Source organism: Aestuariimicrobium soli (assembly GCF_051192575.1).
GTDB lineage: Bacteria > Actinomycetota > Actinomycetes > Propionibacteriales > Propionibacteriaceae > Aestuariimicrobium > Aestuariimicrobium soli.
The window spans coordinates 84,364-101,545 of the sequence record NZ_JBPJSQ010000009.1; the positions used below are offsets into that span (position 1 = coordinate 84,364).

General features: G+C 67.4%; 13 protein-coding genes. 11 read left to right on the top strand and 2 right to left on the bottom strand.

Going from position 1 to position 17,182, the window contains the following annotated elements; genetic code table 11:
• Positions 1 to 112 precede the first annotated feature (112 nt).
• From ACSDQ9_RS11205 to ACSDQ9_RS11230, 6 genes are all read left to right on the top strand, one after another.
• The gene (locus tag ACSDQ9_RS11205) at positions 113 to 1,228 is read left to right on the top strand and encodes an ABC transporter permease (RefSeq protein WP_435147020.1); all 1,116 of its coding nucleotides are present in this window, start codon (positions 113 to 115) and stop codon (positions 1,226 to 1,228) included.
• Positions 1,228 to 2,172 carry an ABC transporter permease gene (locus tag ACSDQ9_RS11210; protein WP_435147022.1) on the top strand — a complete coding sequence of 315 codons (945 nt, stop codon included), beginning with the start codon at positions 1,228 to 1,230 and terminating at the stop codon, positions 2,170 to 2,172. The genes ACSDQ9_RS11205 and ACSDQ9_RS11210 overlap by 1 nt, the downstream gene beginning before the upstream one ends.
• Complete coding sequence (locus tag ACSDQ9_RS11215; protein ID WP_435147024.1) at positions 2,169 to 3,299, top strand: ABC transporter ATP-binding protein; 1,131 nt, start codon at positions 2,169 to 2,171, stop codon at positions 3,297 to 3,299. Before ACSDQ9_RS11210 ends, ACSDQ9_RS11215 begins: the two co-directional genes overlap by 4 nt.
• Positions 3,296 to 4,342 carry an ABC transporter ATP-binding protein gene (locus tag ACSDQ9_RS11220; RefSeq protein WP_435147025.1) on the top strand — a complete coding sequence of 349 codons (1,047 nt, stop codon included), beginning with the start codon at positions 3,296 to 3,298 and terminating at the stop codon, positions 4,340 to 4,342. The genes ACSDQ9_RS11215 and ACSDQ9_RS11220 overlap by 4 nt, the downstream gene beginning before the upstream one ends.
• Positions 4,335 to 6,014 (top strand): ABC transporter substrate-binding protein, encoded by a 1,680-nt coding sequence (locus ACSDQ9_RS11225; protein ID WP_435147028.1) that lies wholly within the window; start codon positions 4,335 to 4,337, stop codon positions 6,012 to 6,014. Before ACSDQ9_RS11220 ends, ACSDQ9_RS11225 begins: the two co-directional genes overlap by 8 nt.
• Positions 6,015 to 6,086: 72 nt before the next feature.
• The gene (locus tag ACSDQ9_RS11230; RefSeq protein ID WP_435147030.1) at positions 6,087 to 7,781 is read left to right on the top strand and encodes an ABC transporter substrate-binding protein; all 1,695 of its coding nucleotides are present in this window, start codon (positions 6,087 to 6,089) and stop codon (positions 7,779 to 7,781) included.
• Positions 7,782 to 7,908: 127 nt separating this feature from the next.
• On the opposite strand, the gene ACSDQ9_RS11235 is transcribed toward ACSDQ9_RS11230, so the two are convergent.
• Positions 7,909 to 8,988: a fatty acid desaturase family protein gene (locus ACSDQ9_RS11235; RefSeq protein ID WP_435147032.1), complete on the bottom strand. Its 1,080-nt coding sequence runs from the start codon at positions 8,986 to 8,988 to the stop codon at positions 7,909 to 7,911.
• Positions 8,989 to 9,164: 176 nt separating this feature from the next.
• Between ACSDQ9_RS11235 and coaE the strand changes: the two genes are divergently transcribed.
• From coaE to ACSDQ9_RS11260, 5 genes are all read left to right on the top strand, one after another.
• Complete coding sequence (coaE, locus tag ACSDQ9_RS11240; protein ID WP_435147034.1) at positions 9,165 to 9,788, top strand: dephospho-CoA kinase; 624 nt, start codon at positions 9,165 to 9,167, stop codon at positions 9,786 to 9,788.
• A 94-nt stretch (positions 9,789 to 9,882) separates the two neighbouring features.
• Positions 9,883 to 11,115 (top strand): PrsW family intramembrane metalloprotease, encoded by a 1,233-nt coding sequence (locus ACSDQ9_RS11245; RefSeq protein ID WP_435147036.1) that lies wholly within the window; start codon positions 9,883 to 9,885, stop codon positions 11,113 to 11,115.
• Entirely contained in the window at positions 11,112 to 12,212 is a 1,101-nt protein-coding gene (locus ACSDQ9_RS11250; RefSeq protein WP_435147037.1) for a hypothetical protein, read from the top strand. Before ACSDQ9_RS11245 ends, ACSDQ9_RS11250 begins: the two co-directional genes overlap by 4 nt.
• Positions 12,213 to 12,308: 96 nt before the next feature.
• Entirely contained in the window at positions 12,309 to 14,402 is a 2,094-nt protein-coding gene (uvrB, locus tag ACSDQ9_RS11255) for an excinuclease ABC subunit UvrB (protein ID WP_435147039.1), read from the top strand.
• Positions 14,403 to 14,667: 265 nt separating this feature from the next.
• Complete coding sequence (locus ACSDQ9_RS11260; protein ID WP_435147041.1) at positions 14,668 to 15,660, top strand: TerC family protein; 993 nt, start codon at positions 14,668 to 14,670, stop codon at positions 15,658 to 15,660.
• A gap of 106 nt (positions 15,661 to 15,766) precedes the next feature.
• Here ACSDQ9_RS11260 and ACSDQ9_RS11265 read toward each other — a convergent pair whose 3' ends face one another.
• Positions 15,767 to 16,744 (bottom strand): aldo/keto reductase, encoded by a 978-nt coding sequence (locus ACSDQ9_RS11265; protein ID WP_435147043.1) that lies wholly within the window; start codon positions 16,742 to 16,744, stop codon positions 15,767 to 15,769.
• Positions 16,745 to 17,182: the final 438 nt, after the last annotated feature.

Consider the following 17,182-nt stretch of genomic DNA (forward strand, 5'->3'; position numbering starts at 1 on the left):
TTTACTTAATTAATGATTGTGTGCAAGATGTTCCCAGCCCCGGTGAGACGGTGGCCGACGGCGCGAGCGAACCGCGCGGTGAGCTGAGCAGTGAACGAGGCAAGGAGGCAGCGTGCAGGTTGAGACACAGGCGACGGACACCGTCCGGGACGACGTTCCCCCCACGCCGGTCGTGCCCGACAGTGCCGAGATCGCCCGGCCTCAGCGGCGCGGGCTGCCCCAGTGGGTGCGGTTCCTCGGCAAGCGACTCGGCATCTACGCCGGCACGGCCGTGCTGGCCATCGTGATGAACTTCATGCTGCCGCGACTGATGCCCGGTGACCCGGTGCAGGACATGTTCCTGCGCATCCAGCAGGCCACCGGTGCGCCGCCGCCCAAGTACCTGATCGAGAACATCTACGCGCTGTACGGCGACCCCAATCGTCCGTTGCCGTTGCAGTTCGTCGACTACATGACCCAACTCTTCAAGGGCGACCTGGGTCGCTCGGTGATGCAGTACCCGACCCCGGTCTCGCAGCTGTTGGCGCAGACCATGCCGTGGACGATCGGCCTGGGCCTGATCACGCTGCTACTGGCCTGGGTGATCGGCACCCTGCTGGGCGCGTGGCTCGGCTGGAAGCCCTCGGGCCTGGCCGACAAGCTGTTCACCCCCGTGCTGATGTTCTTCCACTCGATCCCGGCCTTCTGGCTGGCGATCATGGCGGCCTGGTTCTTCGCCTACCGCAACTACTACTTCCCCCCGCAGGGCGGCTACGACGCCGAGGTCACCGACCGGTCGCTGTTCAACCCGGAGTTCGTCGGCTCGGTCGTGCAGCACGGCGCCCTGCCCGCCGTGGTGCTGGTCGTGGTGGGCTTCGCTGGCTGGTTGTTCAGCATGCGCAACATGACCATCGCCACCACCAGCGAGGACTACGTCACCCTGGCCCGCGCCAAGGGCCTCAGCCGGTTCACCGTGCTGATGCGCTACGCGGCCCGCAACGCGATCCTGCCCAACGTCACCGGCCTGGCCCAGGCGGTCGGCGGCCTGCTCGGCTCGATCGTGCTGGTCGAGTCGGTGTTCGTCTACCCGGGCATGGGCACGCTGCTGGGCAACGCCATCGGTCAACGCGACTACCCGGTGATGCAGGCCATCTTGTTGATGACCGTCTTCCTGACGCTGGCCGCGAACTTCGTGGCCGACTCGATCTACGTGCTGCTGGACCCCCGCACCCGGGAGGGTGACGCCTGATGACCAAGCGCTTCCTGAGACTGCCGATGGTGCAGGCCGGTATCGGCCTGCTGGTCTTCTTCACACTGATGGGCACGATCGGGCCGTGGCTGTGCAGTTCCCTGCTCGGGCTCGACCCGCTGAGTCTCGACACCGCCCGTGCCGGCCAGCCGCCGAGCGCCGACCACTGGCTGGGCACCACCTCGTCCGGCCAGGACGTGCTCGCCCGCATCGTGTGGGGCGCCCGCGGCTCGCTGCTGGTGGGCCTCGCCTCGGGCATCATCGCCACCGTGCTGAGCGTCGTGATCGGCATCTGGGCGGGGTTCATGGGCGGCTGGGCAGACCGGTTGCTGAACACCACGACCAACCTGTTCCTGACCATGCCGAGCTTCGCGGTGACGCTGATCATCGCCGGCTACGTGCAGAAGCTCGACTGGCTGTCGGTGTCGATCATCATCGGCATCTTCGAATGGCCCGGCGGCGCCCGCCGCATTCGTGCCCAGGCCATGAGCCTGCGGGGTCGCGACTTCACGGCGGCCCTGCGCACGACCGGGGAGTCGCGCTGGCGCATCATCGCCGTCGAGGTGGCACCCCACCTGAACGGTGTTGCCAGCTCGATGTTCCTGACGGCCTTCGTCTACGGGGTCTTCACCCAGGCCTCGATGGCCTTCCTGGGCATCGGTGATCCCGAGACGGTGTCGTGGGGCACCGAGATCGCCTACGCCGAGGGCCAGAACGCCCTGTTCCGAGGCATGTGGTGGTGGTTCGCGCCCCCCGGCATCGCGATCGCTCTGCTCGGCCTGAGCACGGCGCTGATCAACTTCGGCATCGACGAGATCGTCAACCCGGTGCTCAACTCCAAGCAGGAGGTGCTGGTGCGCAAGTTCCTGCGCCGCAAGCCCAAGGCCACCCGCCAGCAGGCCGTCGTCCAGGAAGCCACCATGAGCCAGGAGATGAGCCGATGACCGCCACCCCGCTGCTCGAGGTGCGCGAGCTGTGCGTGCGCTACCTCACCGAGGCCGGCGAAGTGCCCGCCTGTGACGACGTCAGTCTGTCGGTGAACCGGGGCGAGGTGCTCGGCATCGCCGGCGAATCCGCCTCGGGCAAGTCGACCCTGTTGACCGCCATCATGCGGCTGCAGCGCACGCCCGCGGTCACCTGGAGCGGTCAGGTGCTCTACCACCCCGTTGGCGGGGGAGAGCCCGTCGATCTGACCCAGTTGGACGACCGGCAGCTCTCGCCCCTGCGGTGGTCCGACCTGTCCATCGTCATGCAGTCGGCGATGGCCTGCCTCAACCCGGTGATGCGGTTGCGCGCCCAGTTCGCCGACGTGCTGAAGCTCAAGAATCCCCGGATCACCCGGCGCGAGATCGACGACAAGGTGGCCGAACTGCTGCGCATGGTGGGCATCGCCCCCGACTACGCCACCGCCTACCCGCACCAGCTGTCCGGTGGCATGCGGCAGCGCGCCCTGATCGCCCTGTCGCTGGCCTGCGATCCCGACATCGTGGTGATGGACGAGCCGACCACGGCCGTCGACGTGGTCATGCAGCGCACCATTCTCGACCAGCTGATGGCCCTGCAGGAGCGGCTCGGTTTCGCGATCATCATGGTCACCCACGACCTGTCACTGCTGCTGGAGATCTCCGACCGGATCGCCATCATGTACGGCGGTCGCGTGGTCGAGGTGGGTTCGGCTGCCGAAATCTATGCCAGCCCCCGCCACCCCTACACCCAGGGCCTGCGCAATGCGTTCCCGCCGCTCAGCGAGCCCGTGCGCCGGTTGTCGGGCATCCCCGGCACCCCGCCGAACCTGCTCAAGCTGCCACAGGGCTGTGCCTTCGCGCCCCGCTGCCCGCGGGCCGAGGACGACTGCCGCGCCACCCGACCCGAGCTCGAACCGGTGGGCCGGGGTGGTCTGGCGGCCTGCCTACACCCGCTGTCGGCCGAGGCCACCCGCAGGCAGGACGAACGCGCCAGCGGCGACGACGCGATGGCCGTCGACTCGGAGGCCCTCGTCGACTCCGAGGCCCCGACCTCGTCCCAGGTCGCCGATCCGATGACGTCAGACCCGATGGGAGCAGACCTGTGAGCGCCACCTCTCGAACCCGTACGTCGGACGACTGGCCCATCGTCCGCGCCCGCGGGCTCACCCGCCACTTCCACGGCCGTTCGCGGGAGGGCGGCCGCACCACCATTCGTGCCGTCGAGGGGGTCGACTTCGACATCGAGCCCGGCACCATCGTGGCCCTGGTAGGCGAGTCCGGATCGGGCAAGACCACCCTCGCCCGCATGCTGGCGCTGCTGTACCCGCCCACCTCGGGCGACCTCACCGTCAATGGTGCCTCGCTCCCGCACGCGCAGCGTGACAAGGTGCGTTACTACGGCAACGTGCAGATGATCTACCAGGATCCGTTTGCCTCGCTGAACACCCTCAAGCCGCTGCGGCACATCCTGGGGCGCGCGTTGCGCATCCACGGCAAGGTGAAGACCCGCAAGCAGGAGCGCGAGCAGGTCGCCGCGCTGTTGCGCAAGGTCAACCTGACGCCGCCCGAGCAGTTCGTCGACGCCTACCCGACGGCCCTGTCCGGTGGCCAGCGCCAGCGCGTCGCGATCGCCCGCGCCCTGGCCGTGGAACCGCGCCTGCTGCTGGCGGACGAGCCGACCTCGATGCTGGACGCCTCGATCCGCCTCGACATCCTCAACCTGCTGCGTGACCTGCGTGATTCCGAGGGAGTGGCGATCCTCTACATCACCCACGACATCGCCTCGGCGCGCTACCTCAGCGACCGGATCATGGTGATGTACGGCGGCCGCATCGTCGAGACCGGCCCCACCGACGAGGTGGTGGCCAACCCGAAGCACCCCTACACGCAATTACTGCTGGCCTCGGCCCCCGATCCTGCCCACCACAAGGGCAGCGGCCGCACGCGGAGCATTCGCGTGGTCGGTGACGCCGAACCCGTCGACGTCAGCCAGGAGGTGGCGGGGTGCCGGTTCGCGCCCCGTTGCCCCCATGCCATGGACCGGTGTCGCACCGAGTTGCCACCCCTGATCGAGAGCGCAGACCAGCGGGCCGCCTGCTGGTTGCTCGACCCTGCCCACACCCCCGCCGAGGAGACCACCCATGACTGACCACGTGTCCCGCCGCCTGCTGCTCGCCGGCGTTCCCGCCGCACTGGTGCTCGCCGCCTGTTCCGGTCAGGGAGGGGCCAAGCCCGGCGAGGGCAAGGGATCGTCCGGCAATGACGGGGTGCTCACCGTCGCCGACGGTGGCCCGTCGTACCCGAAGAACTTCAACTGGTACGGGGCCAACCAGAACGGCACCGCCCCCGGCCTCAACCTGATCTACGAGTCGCCCTTCATGCTCGACTACACCCAGCCGGGCAAGCTCGTGCCGTGGCTGGCCGAGAGCTACGAGATGACCGACGACGGCACGACCATGGTCTTCCACCTGCGCAAGGGCGTGAAGTGGTCCGACGGCACCGAGATGACGGCCGAGGACTTCGCCTTCACGCTGGGCTTCGTCAACGGTGAGGCGGGCGCCGACCCCGAGAAGTACTGGACGAAGAAGCTGCCGGAAGCGACCGACAAGTACACCTGCAAGGTCTTCTTCCACAGCAAGGAGTTCCAGCAGATGTCGAACTACGCGCTGTACTACCCGATCTTCCCGGCGCACATCTGGAAGAGCCGCGACCGCAAGACCGACACCAACGAGAACCCGGTCGGTACCGGCCCGTTCACCGTGGAGTCGTTCGACCCGCAGTTGGTCACCTACAAGCTGCGCGACGACTACTGGGGCGGCAAGGGCAACGGTGTGAAGACCGTCAAGTACGTGCCGACCGCCCCCGTCGGTGGCATGCAGAGCCAGCTCGATCGTGGCGAGCTCGACGTGACCGAGGCTTCCGCGGCAGGTGTGAAGAAGGACTTCGTCGACAAGAACCCCGAGCTCAACCACTACTCGGTCTACCCGAGCGGTGGCTCGATCATCATGACGCTGAACTGCACCAAGCTGCCGTTCAAGGATGCGGCGGTGCGGCGTGCCTTCCGTGGCGCTCTCGACCTGCAGGCCGCCGTCGACCTGGCCGCCACCGGGGTGGGTGTGCCCAGCGTGACCGGTCTCGACACCAAGATCTACGCCGACACCCTCAAGCCCGAGTACGCCGAGCCGCTGAAGGCCGACGTCGAGGCCGCCAAGAAGGAACTGGCCGACGCCGGCTGGACCGTGTCGGGCGGCAACCTCACCAAGGACGGGAAGTCCTACCCGCTGAGCCTGTTCCTCGACAACGCCGACCAGGTGATGATGCAGATGGGTCAGGTGCTGATCGACCAGTGGACGAAGGCCCTGGGCGTCAAGGTCACCTGGCAGCCCACCCCCACCACGGTGTTCAACGACAAGGGTCTGAGCGCGCTCTACGACATGTGGGTGCAGGGTGCGGTGCCGGGCGGGAACTACTACATCGCCTACGGCCAGTACGCCAAGAGCCTGCTTCGTCCCCCGGGCACCAAGGAGGACGTCTGGGGCAACAACGGTCGCTGGGACAACAAGCAGATCCAGGATGCCCTGGCCCTGATGAAGGACACCCGCACCGACGACGTCGACAAGCTGTTGCCCGCCTACCACGCGATCCAGGACGCCGTCGCCAAGGACGCCCCGTTCATCCCGCTCTACACCAACGGACGAAACCTGATGTGGAGCTCGCGCAAGTGGACCGGCTTCCCGGAGCCGGCCTCGTCCAACTATTCACCGGGCGTCGGTGGCGTGAACACCGCCATCGCCACCCTGCTCGCCCTCAAGCCCGCCTGACCCGTCCGCCCGCGGACGTCCAACCCCCCACAGACGGGAACCCCTCCCGTCGTCCGAGAAGGAGTTACGACGATGTGCCCACCCTTGTCTCGCCGCATGATGCTCGCCAGCATTCCCTTGGGAGTGCTGGCGGGCACCGCCGCCTGCTCCGGTCAGGGAGGTGCCAAGCCCGCAGGTCAGGGCAGCGGCGCCTCCAAGGCCACCAATGACGGGGTGATCGCCCTCGCCTCGGGCGGCCCCACCTATCCGAAGAACTTCAACTGGTACGGGGCCAACCAGAACGGCACCGCCCCGGGCCTCAACCTGGTCTACGAGTCGCCCTTCGCGCTCGACTACACCAAGCCCGGTCACTTCACGCCGATGCTGTGCGAGTCCTACGAGATGGAGGACGAGGGCGCGACCATGGTCTTCCACCTGCGCAAGGGCGTGAAGTGGTCCGACGGCACCGAGATGACCGCGGACGACTTCGTCTACACCTTCGGGTTCGTCAACGGTGAGGCCTGCCCCGACGAGGAGAAGTGCTGGGCCAAGAAGCCGCCGGAGGCGACCGACAAGTACACCTGCAAGGTGTTCTTCAACAGCCCCCAGTTCCAGCAGATGGCCAGCTACGCCATGTACTACCCGATCATTCCGGCGCACATCTGGAAGGACCGCGACCGCAAGACCGACACCAACGAGAACCCGGTCGGTACCGGCCCGTTCACCGTGGAGTCGTTCGATCCCCAGCTGGTCACCTACAAGCTGCGCGACGACTACTGGGGTGGCAAGGGCGAGGGCGTGAAGAAGGTGAAGTACATGCCGATGGGCCCCATCGGTGGTGTGCAGAGCCAGCTCGATCGTGGCGACCTCGACATCGCCGAGGGTCAGGCCCCCGGCATCAAGAAGGACTTCGTCGACAAGAACCCCGAGCTCAACCACTTCACCACCTACCCCTCGGGTGGCTCGCAGCTGATCACCTTCAACTGCCTGAAGGCTCCCTTCGACGATGTCGCGGTGCGTCGTGCCCTGCGTGACTCGCTCGACCTGGCCGCCGCCAGCGAGCTGGCCGCGACCGGCTACACGATCCCCAGCGTGGTGGGGCTCGACCCCAAGGTCTACGCCGACACCCTGCTGCCGGAGTACAAGGAGCCGCTGACCGCCGACGTCGAGGGCGCCAAGAAGTCGCTGGCCGATGCCGGCTGGACCGTCGAGGGCGGCAACCTCACCAAGGGTGGCAAGAGCCACCCCATCTCGCTGGTGCTCGACAACGGCAACCAGGTGTGGATGCAGCTGGGGCAGGTGCTGATCGACCAGTGGATGAAGAACCTGGGCGTCAAGGTGGCCTGGCAGCCCACGCCCACCCAGGTGTTCAACGACAAGGCCGTGCTCGGTGAGTACGCCATGTTCGCCGCCGGTGGTGTCAGCTCAGGCAACTACTACCAGGCCTACGCCCAGTACTCGAAGGGCAACTACCAGCCGTTGGGCACCAAGGAGAACGTCTGGGGCAACTACGGTCGTTGGCAGAACAAGGCGATGCAGGAGAACGTCTCGAACATGTCCAACTTCCGCTCCGACGACGCCGAGGGGCTGAAGCCGCTGATCGAGGCCATGCAGAAGGCCGTCGCCGAGGACGCCCCGTTCATCGCCACGATGACCAACGTCCAGGGTGTGCTGTGGAGTTCGCGCAAGTGGACCGGGTTCCCCGATCCCGGCACCACGGCCTACCTGCCCGGAATCAGTGGCGTCAACCACGCCATCCTGACGCTGCTCAAGCTGAAGCCGGCCTGATCATGATGGGTTCGCGCCCTGCGGACCACGCCCCCCACGGGGCAGACCATCACGGACGACGCCCCGCCAGCCCTCACCCGGGCTGGCGGGGCGTCCCGCGTCGGGGGCGGGCGCGCCCCGGACGGACTCAGGCTCGACGCAGGGCATTCATGGGGCAGTCGAACGGGTCGCGGGCGTGCAGGCCCACCTCATTGAGGTGACGCACCACGATGGCGTACGAGGCCAGCAGGGAGGTCTCGGTGTAGGGCACGTCGTGCGTGCGGCAGTACTGCTTCACGATCTCGCGCGCCCGCCGCAGGTGGGGACGAGGCATGTTGGGGAACAGGTGGTGCTCGATCTGGTGGTTGAGGCCGCCCATCAGCAGACTGGCCCACCAGCCACCACGAATGTTGCGGGAGGTGCGCACCTGTTTGGTGAAGAAGTCCAGCCGGGCCTCTGGTGCGATGACCGGCATGCCCTTGTGGTTGGGAGCGAACGATGCGCCCATGTAGACGCCGAACACGGCCAGTTGCACGCCCATGAAGGCGAACGCCAGGCCCAGGGGCAGCACCAGGAAGACCGGGACGACCACCGCCGCCAGCCGCAGGGTGAGGAGCACCATCTCGGTCCAGCGCTTCTCGACCCGGCCTCGTCCGAAGACGTGGCGGACGCTGTGCTGATGGAGGTTGAGTCCCTCGAGCGTCAACAGGGGAAAGAACAGCCAACCCTGCCGGCGGGTGAGCCAGCGCAGCCAGCCCGTCGCGCGGCGAGCGTCCTCGGGAAGGAACGAGATCGTGTCGCGTTCGATGTCGGGGTCCTTGCCCACCCGATTGGGGTTGCCGTGGTGCCGGGCATGCTTGTTGTCCCACCACGACAGACTCAGCCCCACGACACCGGTCGCCAGCAGGCGCGCGAGCCGGGTGTTGTTCCTCCCCGACGCGAAGATCTGGCGGTGTCCCGCTTCGTGGCCGACGAAGGCCACTTGGGTGAACACGATGCCGAGCGCCGCCGCGATCAGCAACTGCAACCAACTCGATCCCAGCAGGATGAAGCCAGTGATGCAGCCGCCCAAGGCCAGCGCCAGTACACCGAGCAGGGTCCAGTAGAACCACAGGGTTCGGTTCAGCAGCCCGCTCTGCTTGGCCTGAGTGGAGACTTCGATGAAGGCGCGCAACTGAGGGGGGAAACTGCTGGCGTCGGCGTGCTGACCGAGCGGGCCGTCGGTCATCGATGGGGCTGACAAACGAGCGAGGGACGAGGGCATCTGGCCTGCCTGGTGGTGAGGACGCTCGGAGCGTCGTGTTCGCCACGGGCGGATGCCGACAGCTGTGGTCAGTATAGGAGGGGGCGCCAACTCCGTCGCGAGGCCACCCAGACCGTCCCCGACTGCGCCAGACTCGTCCCATGATGCCTTCCCGCGACCGGACGCGACGGACCACCATCGGGCTGACCGGGGGGATCGCCTCGGGCAAATCGACCGTCGCCGAACGGCTCGTCGAACTCGGCGCCGTGGTCATCGACTCCGACGAGTTGGCGCGCGAGGCCGTCGCCCCCGGCAGCGAAGGCCTGGCCGGGGTGGTGGAGCTCTTCGGCCGCGGGGTGCTGGCTGCCGACGGCTCCCTCGACCGGGCGGCGCTGGGTCGTCGGGTCTTCGCGGACGACCATGCCAGGCGCCGGCTGGAGGGCGTCGTTCACCCTCGGGTCAGGGCGCTCTCCCGGGAACGGATCGCCGCGGCCCCGGCCGGTGCGGTGGTGGTCGAGATGATCCCCCTGCTGATCGAGACCGGGCAGGCCGCACGGTTCGACGAGCTGCTGGTCGTCGACCTGCCCCGCGAGCTGCAGCGCGACCGACTCGTCCGCCGTTCGGGGCTGTCGGAAGCTGAGGCCGAGGCGCGCATCGACGCCCAGGCGAGTCGGGCGGAGCGACTGGCGGCGGCCACCCACGTCTTCGACAATTCCGGCGACCGCGAGCACCTGCTCCGGCAGGTCGACCAGTGGTGGACGAGCGCAGGCCACCGCACCGGTTGACCCGAATCCGGCGCTGCACGCTCCAAGTCGCCCCCTGATGGGCCAAGCTGGACGCGGTGCGCGACGATGCACCGCCAGAGACGAGGAGTGAGTTGTGAACTGCCCACGCTGCGGCACCGAGGTGCCCGAAGCGGGCCACTTCTGCCACGCCTGCGGTCATGACCTGTCGGCAGGTGAGGGAGCGCGTCGCTCCTTCGCCGCGAAGCCGGACGAGCCAGTGCGCTCGTTCAGGCTCGTGTCGTCGATCATGCCCAAGGGTGCGGCCGAACGGCCCCGGACCTACCAGATCGCCTTCGGTGTGACCGTGCTGGTCGCCGTGGTGGCCGCCCTCCTGGGGGCGCTCCCGGTTGCCATCCTGGTGGCCGCGCTGGCGGTCCCGTTGATCTACATCGTCTACCTGTACGACGTGAACCTGTGGGAGGACCAGCCGGTTCCGGTCACCGGGTTGGCGTTCGTGCTGACCCTGGCGCTGGGGGTGATCTTCACGCTCGGTTGGACGGCCCTGCGCGGCCCGCTGGTCGACTCCCGTGCCTTCGAGGGCGGGGCCTCGCCGACCGCGGCCGGGGTGCTGATCGCGGCCCTGCTGGTGCCGGTGGTCGGCGAGATCATCCGACAGGCGGGGCCCGTCATTCTGGCGGCTCGTCCGGAGTTCGACGACCTGATGGACGGGTTGTCGTTCGGTGTCATCTCGGGTGTGGCGTTCGCGACGGCCGACACCCTGGTCAAGCAGTGGGACCTGCTCACCGCGGGCTTCCACGCTCCCGGGCAGAGCTTCGTGACGTGGGCGGCGCTGTTGCTGCTCGAGGGCTTCGTGAAGCCCTTGGTGATCGGCACCGCGACCGGTATCGCCTGCGCCGAGTTCTCGGGTCTGGGCAAGGGCTACGACGGCTTCTCGAAGCGTTACGTGCTGGCCGTGCTCGAGGCGATCGCCTGGAACGCGCTCTACTTCGGTGGCACCTACCTGCTGAGCTTCATCACCCCGGCCTGGTTGGGTCTGGTGCTGTCGCTGGTGCTGGGTGCGGTGCTGCTGGCTGCGCTGCTGCTGCGGGTGCGCGGCGTGCTGCAGACCGGTCTCGTCGAGGCTTCGCTCGAGTCGGCCGCACGCCACGGCGAGGGCGGCGTGGGTGAGTCGGGCGAGCTCGACCACTGCGCCAGCTGCGAGATGCCGATGCTGGCCGGCTCGACGTTCTGCTCGAACTGCGGACTGGCCCAGAAGGCCACCGCCGGGGCGAGGCTGCACCCGAAGCGGGCGGCCCTCGCCACGGCAGGGCCCGCACCGAGTGCACCGGACGATGCCCGCAATGACGATCTGGAGGCGCAGTCATGAGCAACCAGTACCCACCGCAGGGACAGGACCCCCAGGGTCAGCCGTACGGGCAGGGGCAGCAGCCCCAGCAGTACGGGAATCAGCAGTACGGGCAGCAGCCGCAGGGCCAGCAGTACGGCCAGCAGCCCCAGGGGCAGCAGCCCCAGCAGTACGGGCAGCAGCAGCCCCAAGGTCAGCAATACGGCCAGCAGCAGCCCCAAGGTCAGCAGTACGGCCAGCAGTCGCAGGGTCAGTACGGGCAGCAGCCGCCGGGTCAGCAGTACGGGCAGCAGCAGCCCCAAGGTCAGCAATACGGGCAGCAGCAGTACGGGGGACCGCCCTCGGGTGGACAGCCCCCGCAGGGTGGTCAGCCGGCCAAGCAGGGCGGACGCAAGCTGCTGGTGCCGATCATTCTCGGTGTCGTGGCCGTCGTGGTGATCGGTGTCGTCATCGGTCTGCTCGGCAACGGCCGCAAGAGTGGTCCGGAGCCGACCAACCCGGTGTCGGTGACCACCCCGACCGCGGGCGGATCGACCGATCCCTCCACCGAGCCGACCGACGAGCAGAGTTCGGCCGCGCCGAGCGACGAGCCGACGGACGAGACCTCGTCCACCGAGCCGACCGATCAGCCGACGGACGAGAACACCGACGAGCCCTCCGGCGGTGAGGTGATGAAGTTCAAGGCGAACATCACCGCCCAGGTGCCCGACGGCTGGAAGATCGCCAAGCACGACGCCAGCAAGGATCTCTACATCCTGCAGGCGCCCGACGGCAGTGCCCTGGGGGTGCAGACCTACGCTCCCGGCGGCACCGATGCGTCCGCCGAGGTGAAGGCCTACCTGACCCGGCAGGCCAAGTCGCTGCAGAACGTGCAGCAGACCGAGGTGAAGGTGCACGAGGTCGACCCGAAGTTGTCGGTCGCCGAGGGCGCCATCGCCGGCGTGGATGCCAGCTCGGGAGGGTCGGACACCATCGTGATCGACACCGTGGTGGCCGTCCGCAAGGCCGACAAGGTGGCCTTCTCGGCCACCCTGGTGACCAGCAGCGTCGAGGACATCCAGACCAACTCGAAGGCGTTCTCGGGCGTCGTCGGTCAGGCGTTGTCGTCGATGATCTGAGTGGTCGGCACTCGGACGTGAACGGACGAGCCGGTTCCGCAGACTGCGGAACCGGCTCGTCCCGTTTTTGTCAGACCCCCTGTCTAGGCTGGTTCCATGCGTTCCAAGGAGAAGTTGCAGCGACGGGTCGCGCCGTTCACCATGAAGGCCGACTTCGAGCCGTCGGGTGATCAGCCGGCGGCGATCGATGAACTCGAGCGCCGCATCCGGGCGGGCGAGAACGACGTCGTGCTGTTGGGCGCCACCGGCACGGGCAAGACGGCGACCGTGGCCTGGCTGGCCGAGCGGTTGCAGCGACCCATGCTGGTGATGCAGCCGAACAAGACCCTGGCCGCCCAGTTCGCCAACGAGTTGCGGCAGTTCTTCCCCGACAACGCCGTCGAGTACTTCGTGTCGTACTACGACTACTACCAACCCGAGGCCTACGTTCCGCAGACAGACACCTACATCGAGAAAGACTCCTCGCTCAACGAAGAGGTCGAGCGACTGCGCCACCAGGCGACGCACTCCCTGTTCACCCGGCGGGACTGCATCGTGGTGGCGACCGTGTCGGCGATCTACGGCCTAGGTACGCCCGAGGAGTACCTTGACCGCGCCATCCAGTTGCAGGTGGGTGACGAGTGGGACCGCGATGACCTGCTCCGGGCGTTGGTGGGCATCCAGTACGCGCGCAACGACCTGGCCGGCACCCGCGGCACCTTCCGGGTGAAGGGCGACACCCTCGAGGTCTTCCCGATGTGGGAGGAGCTCGCCTGGCGGGTGGAGTTCTTCGGCGACGAGATCGAGGCGCTGTCGACGCTCAACCCGCTCACGGGCGAGGTCGTCACCAACGACGACGTGTTGGCGATCTTCCCGGCCACCCACTACTCCGCGGGTGAGGAACGCATGGAGCGCGCGATCTCGGGCATCGAGGTCGAGCTCGAGCAACGCCTCGACCAGCTCGACAAGCAGAACAAGCTGCTCGAGGCCCAGCGCCTGCGCATGCGCACCGGCTACGACATCGAGATGATGCGGCAGATCGGCACCTGCTCGGGCATCGAGAACTACTCCCGTCACATCGACGGGCGTGAACCGGGATCGGCGCCGAGTTGTCTGCTCGACTACTTCCCCGAGGACTTCGTGCTCGTGGTCGACGAGTCGCACGTCACGGTTCCCCAGATCGGCGGCATGTTCGAGGGCGACATGTCCCGCAAGCGCACCCTGGTCGAGCACGGCTTCCGCCTGCCCAGCGCGATGGACAATCGTCCGTTGAAGTTCGAGGAGTTCGTCGACCGCATCGGGCAGACGGTCTACCTGTCGGCGACGCCGGGCAAGTACGAGCTGGCGCGATCCGATGGGTTCGTGGAGCAGATCATCCGCCCGACGGGTCTGGTCGATCCCGAGGTGATCATCAAGCCGACGAAGGGGCAGATCGACGACCTGATGGGCGAGATCCGTACCCGCGTCGAGAAGAACGAGCGGGTGCTGGTCACCACCCTGACCAAGAAGATGGCCGAGGACCTCACCGACTACCTGATGGAGAACGGCGTCCGCACCCGCTACCTGCACTCCGAGGTCGACACCCTGCGGCGCATCGAACTCCTGCGGGAGTTGCGCATGGGGGAGTACGACGTGCTGGTCGGCATCAACCTGCTGCGCGAGGGCCTCGACCTGCCCGAGGTGAGCCTGGTGGCGATCCTCGACGCCGACAAGGAGGGCTTCCTGCGCTCCGACCGATCGCTCATCCAGACCATCGGACGAGCCGCCCGCAACGTCGCCGGTCAGGTGCACATGTATGCAGACAAGATCACCCCGTCGATGGAAGCGGCCATCGACGAGACCAACCGTCGGCGGGCGATCCAGCAGGCCTACAACGCCGAGCACGGCATCGACCCGCAACCACTGCGCAAGAAGATCGCCGACATCACCGACATGCTGGCCCGCGAGGACGCCGACACGCAGAAGCTGGTCGACCAGGCCTCGGGCGGCCGCGGGGCGAACCGACGTTCGCCGGTGCCCGGCGGCCCGACTCCGCGCCAACTCGACACCGCCGGCATGGCGGCCAGCGAACTCGCCGACCTGGTGACCCAGCTGACCGAGCAGATGCACACGGCGGCCACGGAACTGCAGTTCGAGGTGGCGGCCCGCCTGCGCGACGAGATCGGCGACCTGAAGAAGGAGCTCCGGCAGATGATCGAGGCCAACCGCTGACGCGATTGCCAGCTGTTGCGCGCACGGCGTAGGCGTCGTCCGCCCTTGTCACAGCCATATTGCCCGGGGCTCCTCCGAGGGGGTGGGGGGCGCGGGCGGCAAGCCGTGACATGATGGACGACGGAGGGGAGTACTCCACCTGTGCAGGGTCGTCAACACGGACGAAATCCCGGTCCTGCGGTCGACGGGCCCCGGTCGAGGGCGCAACGGCGGAAGAGACCTCCAGCACTGCAGAACACTCAAATCTCCCCGTGAAGGGTGCTGGATGAACGTCCATCTCTACACCTGGGCCATCACGATCGTGGTGATGGTCGCAGTTCTCGCCGTCGACGTGCTGGTGATCGGCCGCAAGCCGCATGTGCCCTCGTTCCGCGAATGCCTGATCGCCGTGTGCCTGTTCGTCGGGCTCGCGATCCTGTTCGGCATCGGCGTCACCCACTTCAGCGGCCCGGCCTACGGCAAGCAGTTCTTCGCCGGCTGGTTGACCGAGTACAGCCTGTCGATCGACAACCTGTTCATCTTCCTGATCATCATGAGCAAGATGAAGGTGCCCAAGCACCTGCAGCAGTTCGCGCTGCTGTTCGGCATCATTCTCGCTCTGGTCTTCCGCGGCATCTTCATCGCGATGGGTGCCGCGATCATCTCGGCGGCCGCCTGGGTGTTCTTCATCTTCGGCGCGTTCCTGCTCTACACCGCCTTCGACCTGATCAAGGACTTCCTCGAGAAGGACTCCGAGGAGGAGGCGACCGAGAACGCCTTCCTGCGCTGGGTCAAGCGTCGCTTCTCGTCGACCGACGAGTTCCACGGCACCCGGCTGACGGTGGTCGACGGTGCCAAGCGCGTGATGACCCCGATGCTGATCGTGGTCATCGCCCTGGGGTCGACCGACCTGCTGTTCGCTCTTGACTCGATCCCGGCCATCTACGGCCTCACTCAGGAGCCCTACCTGGTCTTCACGGCCAACGTGTTCGCCCTGATGGGCCTGCGCCAGCTGTACTTCCTGCTGGGTGGCATGCTGCAGCGGCTGGTGTACCTGCCCATCGGGCTGTCGGTGATCCTGGCCTTCATCGGGGTGAAGCTGCTGCTGCACGCCATGCACCACTACCACCTGGACGAGAAGCTGGGCTTCTCGCTCGACATCTCCATCGAGTTCTCGCTCGGTGTGATCGTGGTGGCGCTGTTGGTGACCACCATCGCCAGCCTGATCAAGTCTCGGGGCATGAAGGCCGAGGAACAGGCTCTCGAACCCAGGCACTGACCGGGCACACCGACACTGGGCCAGGCACACACATCGCCGCCACCGACCCCGGGCAGGTTCCCGGGTCGGTTGCGGCGATGTCGTCTGTCGTGAGGCCTTGGTCAGATCACCAGGCGTAGGCCTCGGGGGCCGGTCCGCCGGGGCCGGGGAAGATCTCGTCCAGGCGGGCGAGGGCGGCCTCGTCCAGCGAGATGTCGAGGGCCTCGATGGCGCTGTCGAGCTGCTCCTGGGTGCGGGGACCGACGATCGGACCGGTGACCACGGGGTTGGCCAGCAGCCACGCGAGTGCGACGCTGCCGGGTTCCTCGCCTCGGTCGGAGCAGAACTGCTCCCACTGCTCCAGCTGGGGGCGGAGCTCCTCGATCCGCTTGCGGGCGCCCTCGTCCGCACGTCGACCCTCCTCGACGCCGGCGAGCACGCCACCGAGCAGGCCACCGGCCAGCGGCGACCACGGGATGACGCCCAGGCCGTAGTGCTCGGCGGCCGGGATCACCTCGAGCTCGACGGTGCGGGCGACCAGGTTGTAGAGGGACTGCTCACTGACCAGACCCAGCGTGTGACGCGACTTCGCGGCCTCATTGGCGGCGGCGATGTGCCAGCCGGCGAAGTTCGACGAGCCGACGTAGAGAATCTTGCCCTGGGCGACCAGCGTCTCCATCGCCTGCCACAGCTCCTCCCACGGCGTGTTCCGGTCGATGTGGTGCATCTGGTAGAGGTCGATGTGGTCGGTCTTCAGGCGGCGCAGCGAGTCGTCCACGTTCTTGCGGATGCTCGCCGCCGAGAGCTTGCCGTGGTTCGGCCACGGGGTCATGTCGCCGTAGACCTTCGTCGCGAGCACCACCTTGTCGCGCAGGCCGCTCTTGGTGAGCCAGTCGCCGATGATCTCCTCGGTCCAGCCGCGACGGTCGGCGCCGCCGTAGCCGTTCGCGGTGTCGAAGAAGTTGATGCCGGCATCGACGGCGTGCGACATGATCGCGTGGCTGTCGTCCGGGGTGGTGCGGGGGCCGAAGTTCATCGTGCCGAGCACGATGCGGGAGACCTTGAGGCCGGTGCGGCCGAGTTGGGTGTACTGCATGTCTGCCATGCCTTCACCCTAGGAACCGGTTCCGGTGCCGGGGGTCGAAGGTGGCCAAACAGGGGCGTCCGTTCACCCCCCGCGTAACCCGTGGACCCGGCCCATCGGCCGCGTCAGCCGCTCACGTCGATCCAAACCGGTGCTGTGGTGGACAATCTCGGTCTCCTTGACGAGATTCTCCGCCACAGCACCGTTGTGGATCGCCCAGGTGCCCCAGCGAAGGCTCACCGGCTGCGGGAGCGTGGGTCGCTGCCGACCGCGAGGATCACGTGCGACGAACGCTGCTGTTGATCGTGAAACGGGGTCGAAACCGGCCCACATTCGGATCGAGCGCAGCGTTCGTCGCAGAACCTCGAGGCGTCGAGTCCCGCGGACACGCACGGACGAAGCCCTGTCCGCTGCGGGCTGGGGACCCGCCGGCCAGACCAAAGCACTTGTCAAGAACCG

Excerpts from the sequence above, each read along its gene's own strand:
- ACSDQ9_RS11210 (WP_435147022.1), top strand. The coding sequence starts at position 1,228 with ATGACCAAGCGCTTCCTGAGACTGCCGATGGTGCAGGCCGGTATCGGC.
- ACSDQ9_RS11215 (WP_435147024.1), top strand. The coding sequence starts at position 2,169 with ATGACCGCCACCCCGCTGCTCGAGGTGCGCGAGCTGTGCGTGCGCTAC.
- ACSDQ9_RS11225 (WP_435147028.1), top strand. The coding sequence starts at position 4,335 with ATGACTGACCACGTGTCCCGCCGCCTGCTGCTCGCCGGCGTTCCCGCC.
- ACSDQ9_RS11230 (WP_435147030.1), top strand. The coding sequence starts at position 6,087 with ATGTGCCCACCCTTGTCTCGCCGCATGATGCTCGCCAGCATTCCCTTG.
- ACSDQ9_RS11235 (WP_435147032.1), bottom strand. The coding sequence starts at position 8,988 with ATGACCGACGGCCCGCTCGGTCAGCACGCCGACGCCAGCAGTTTCCCC.
- coaE (WP_435147034.1), top strand. The coding sequence starts at position 9,165 with ATGATGCCTTCCCGCGACCGGACGCGACGGACCACCATCGGGCTGACC.
- ACSDQ9_RS11250 (WP_435147037.1), top strand. The coding sequence starts at position 11,112 with ATGAGCAACCAGTACCCACCGCAGGGACAGGACCCCCAGGGTCAGCCG.
- uvrB (WP_435147039.1), top strand. The coding sequence starts at position 12,309 with ATGCGTTCCAAGGAGAAGTTGCAGCGACGGGTCGCGCCGTTCACCATG.
- ACSDQ9_RS11260 (WP_435147041.1), top strand. The coding sequence starts at position 14,668 with ATGAACGTCCATCTCTACACCTGGGCCATCACGATCGTGGTGATGGTC.
- ACSDQ9_RS11265 (WP_435147043.1), bottom strand. The coding sequence starts at position 16,744 with ATGGCAGACATGCAGTACACCCAACTCGGCCGCACCGGCCTCAAGGTC.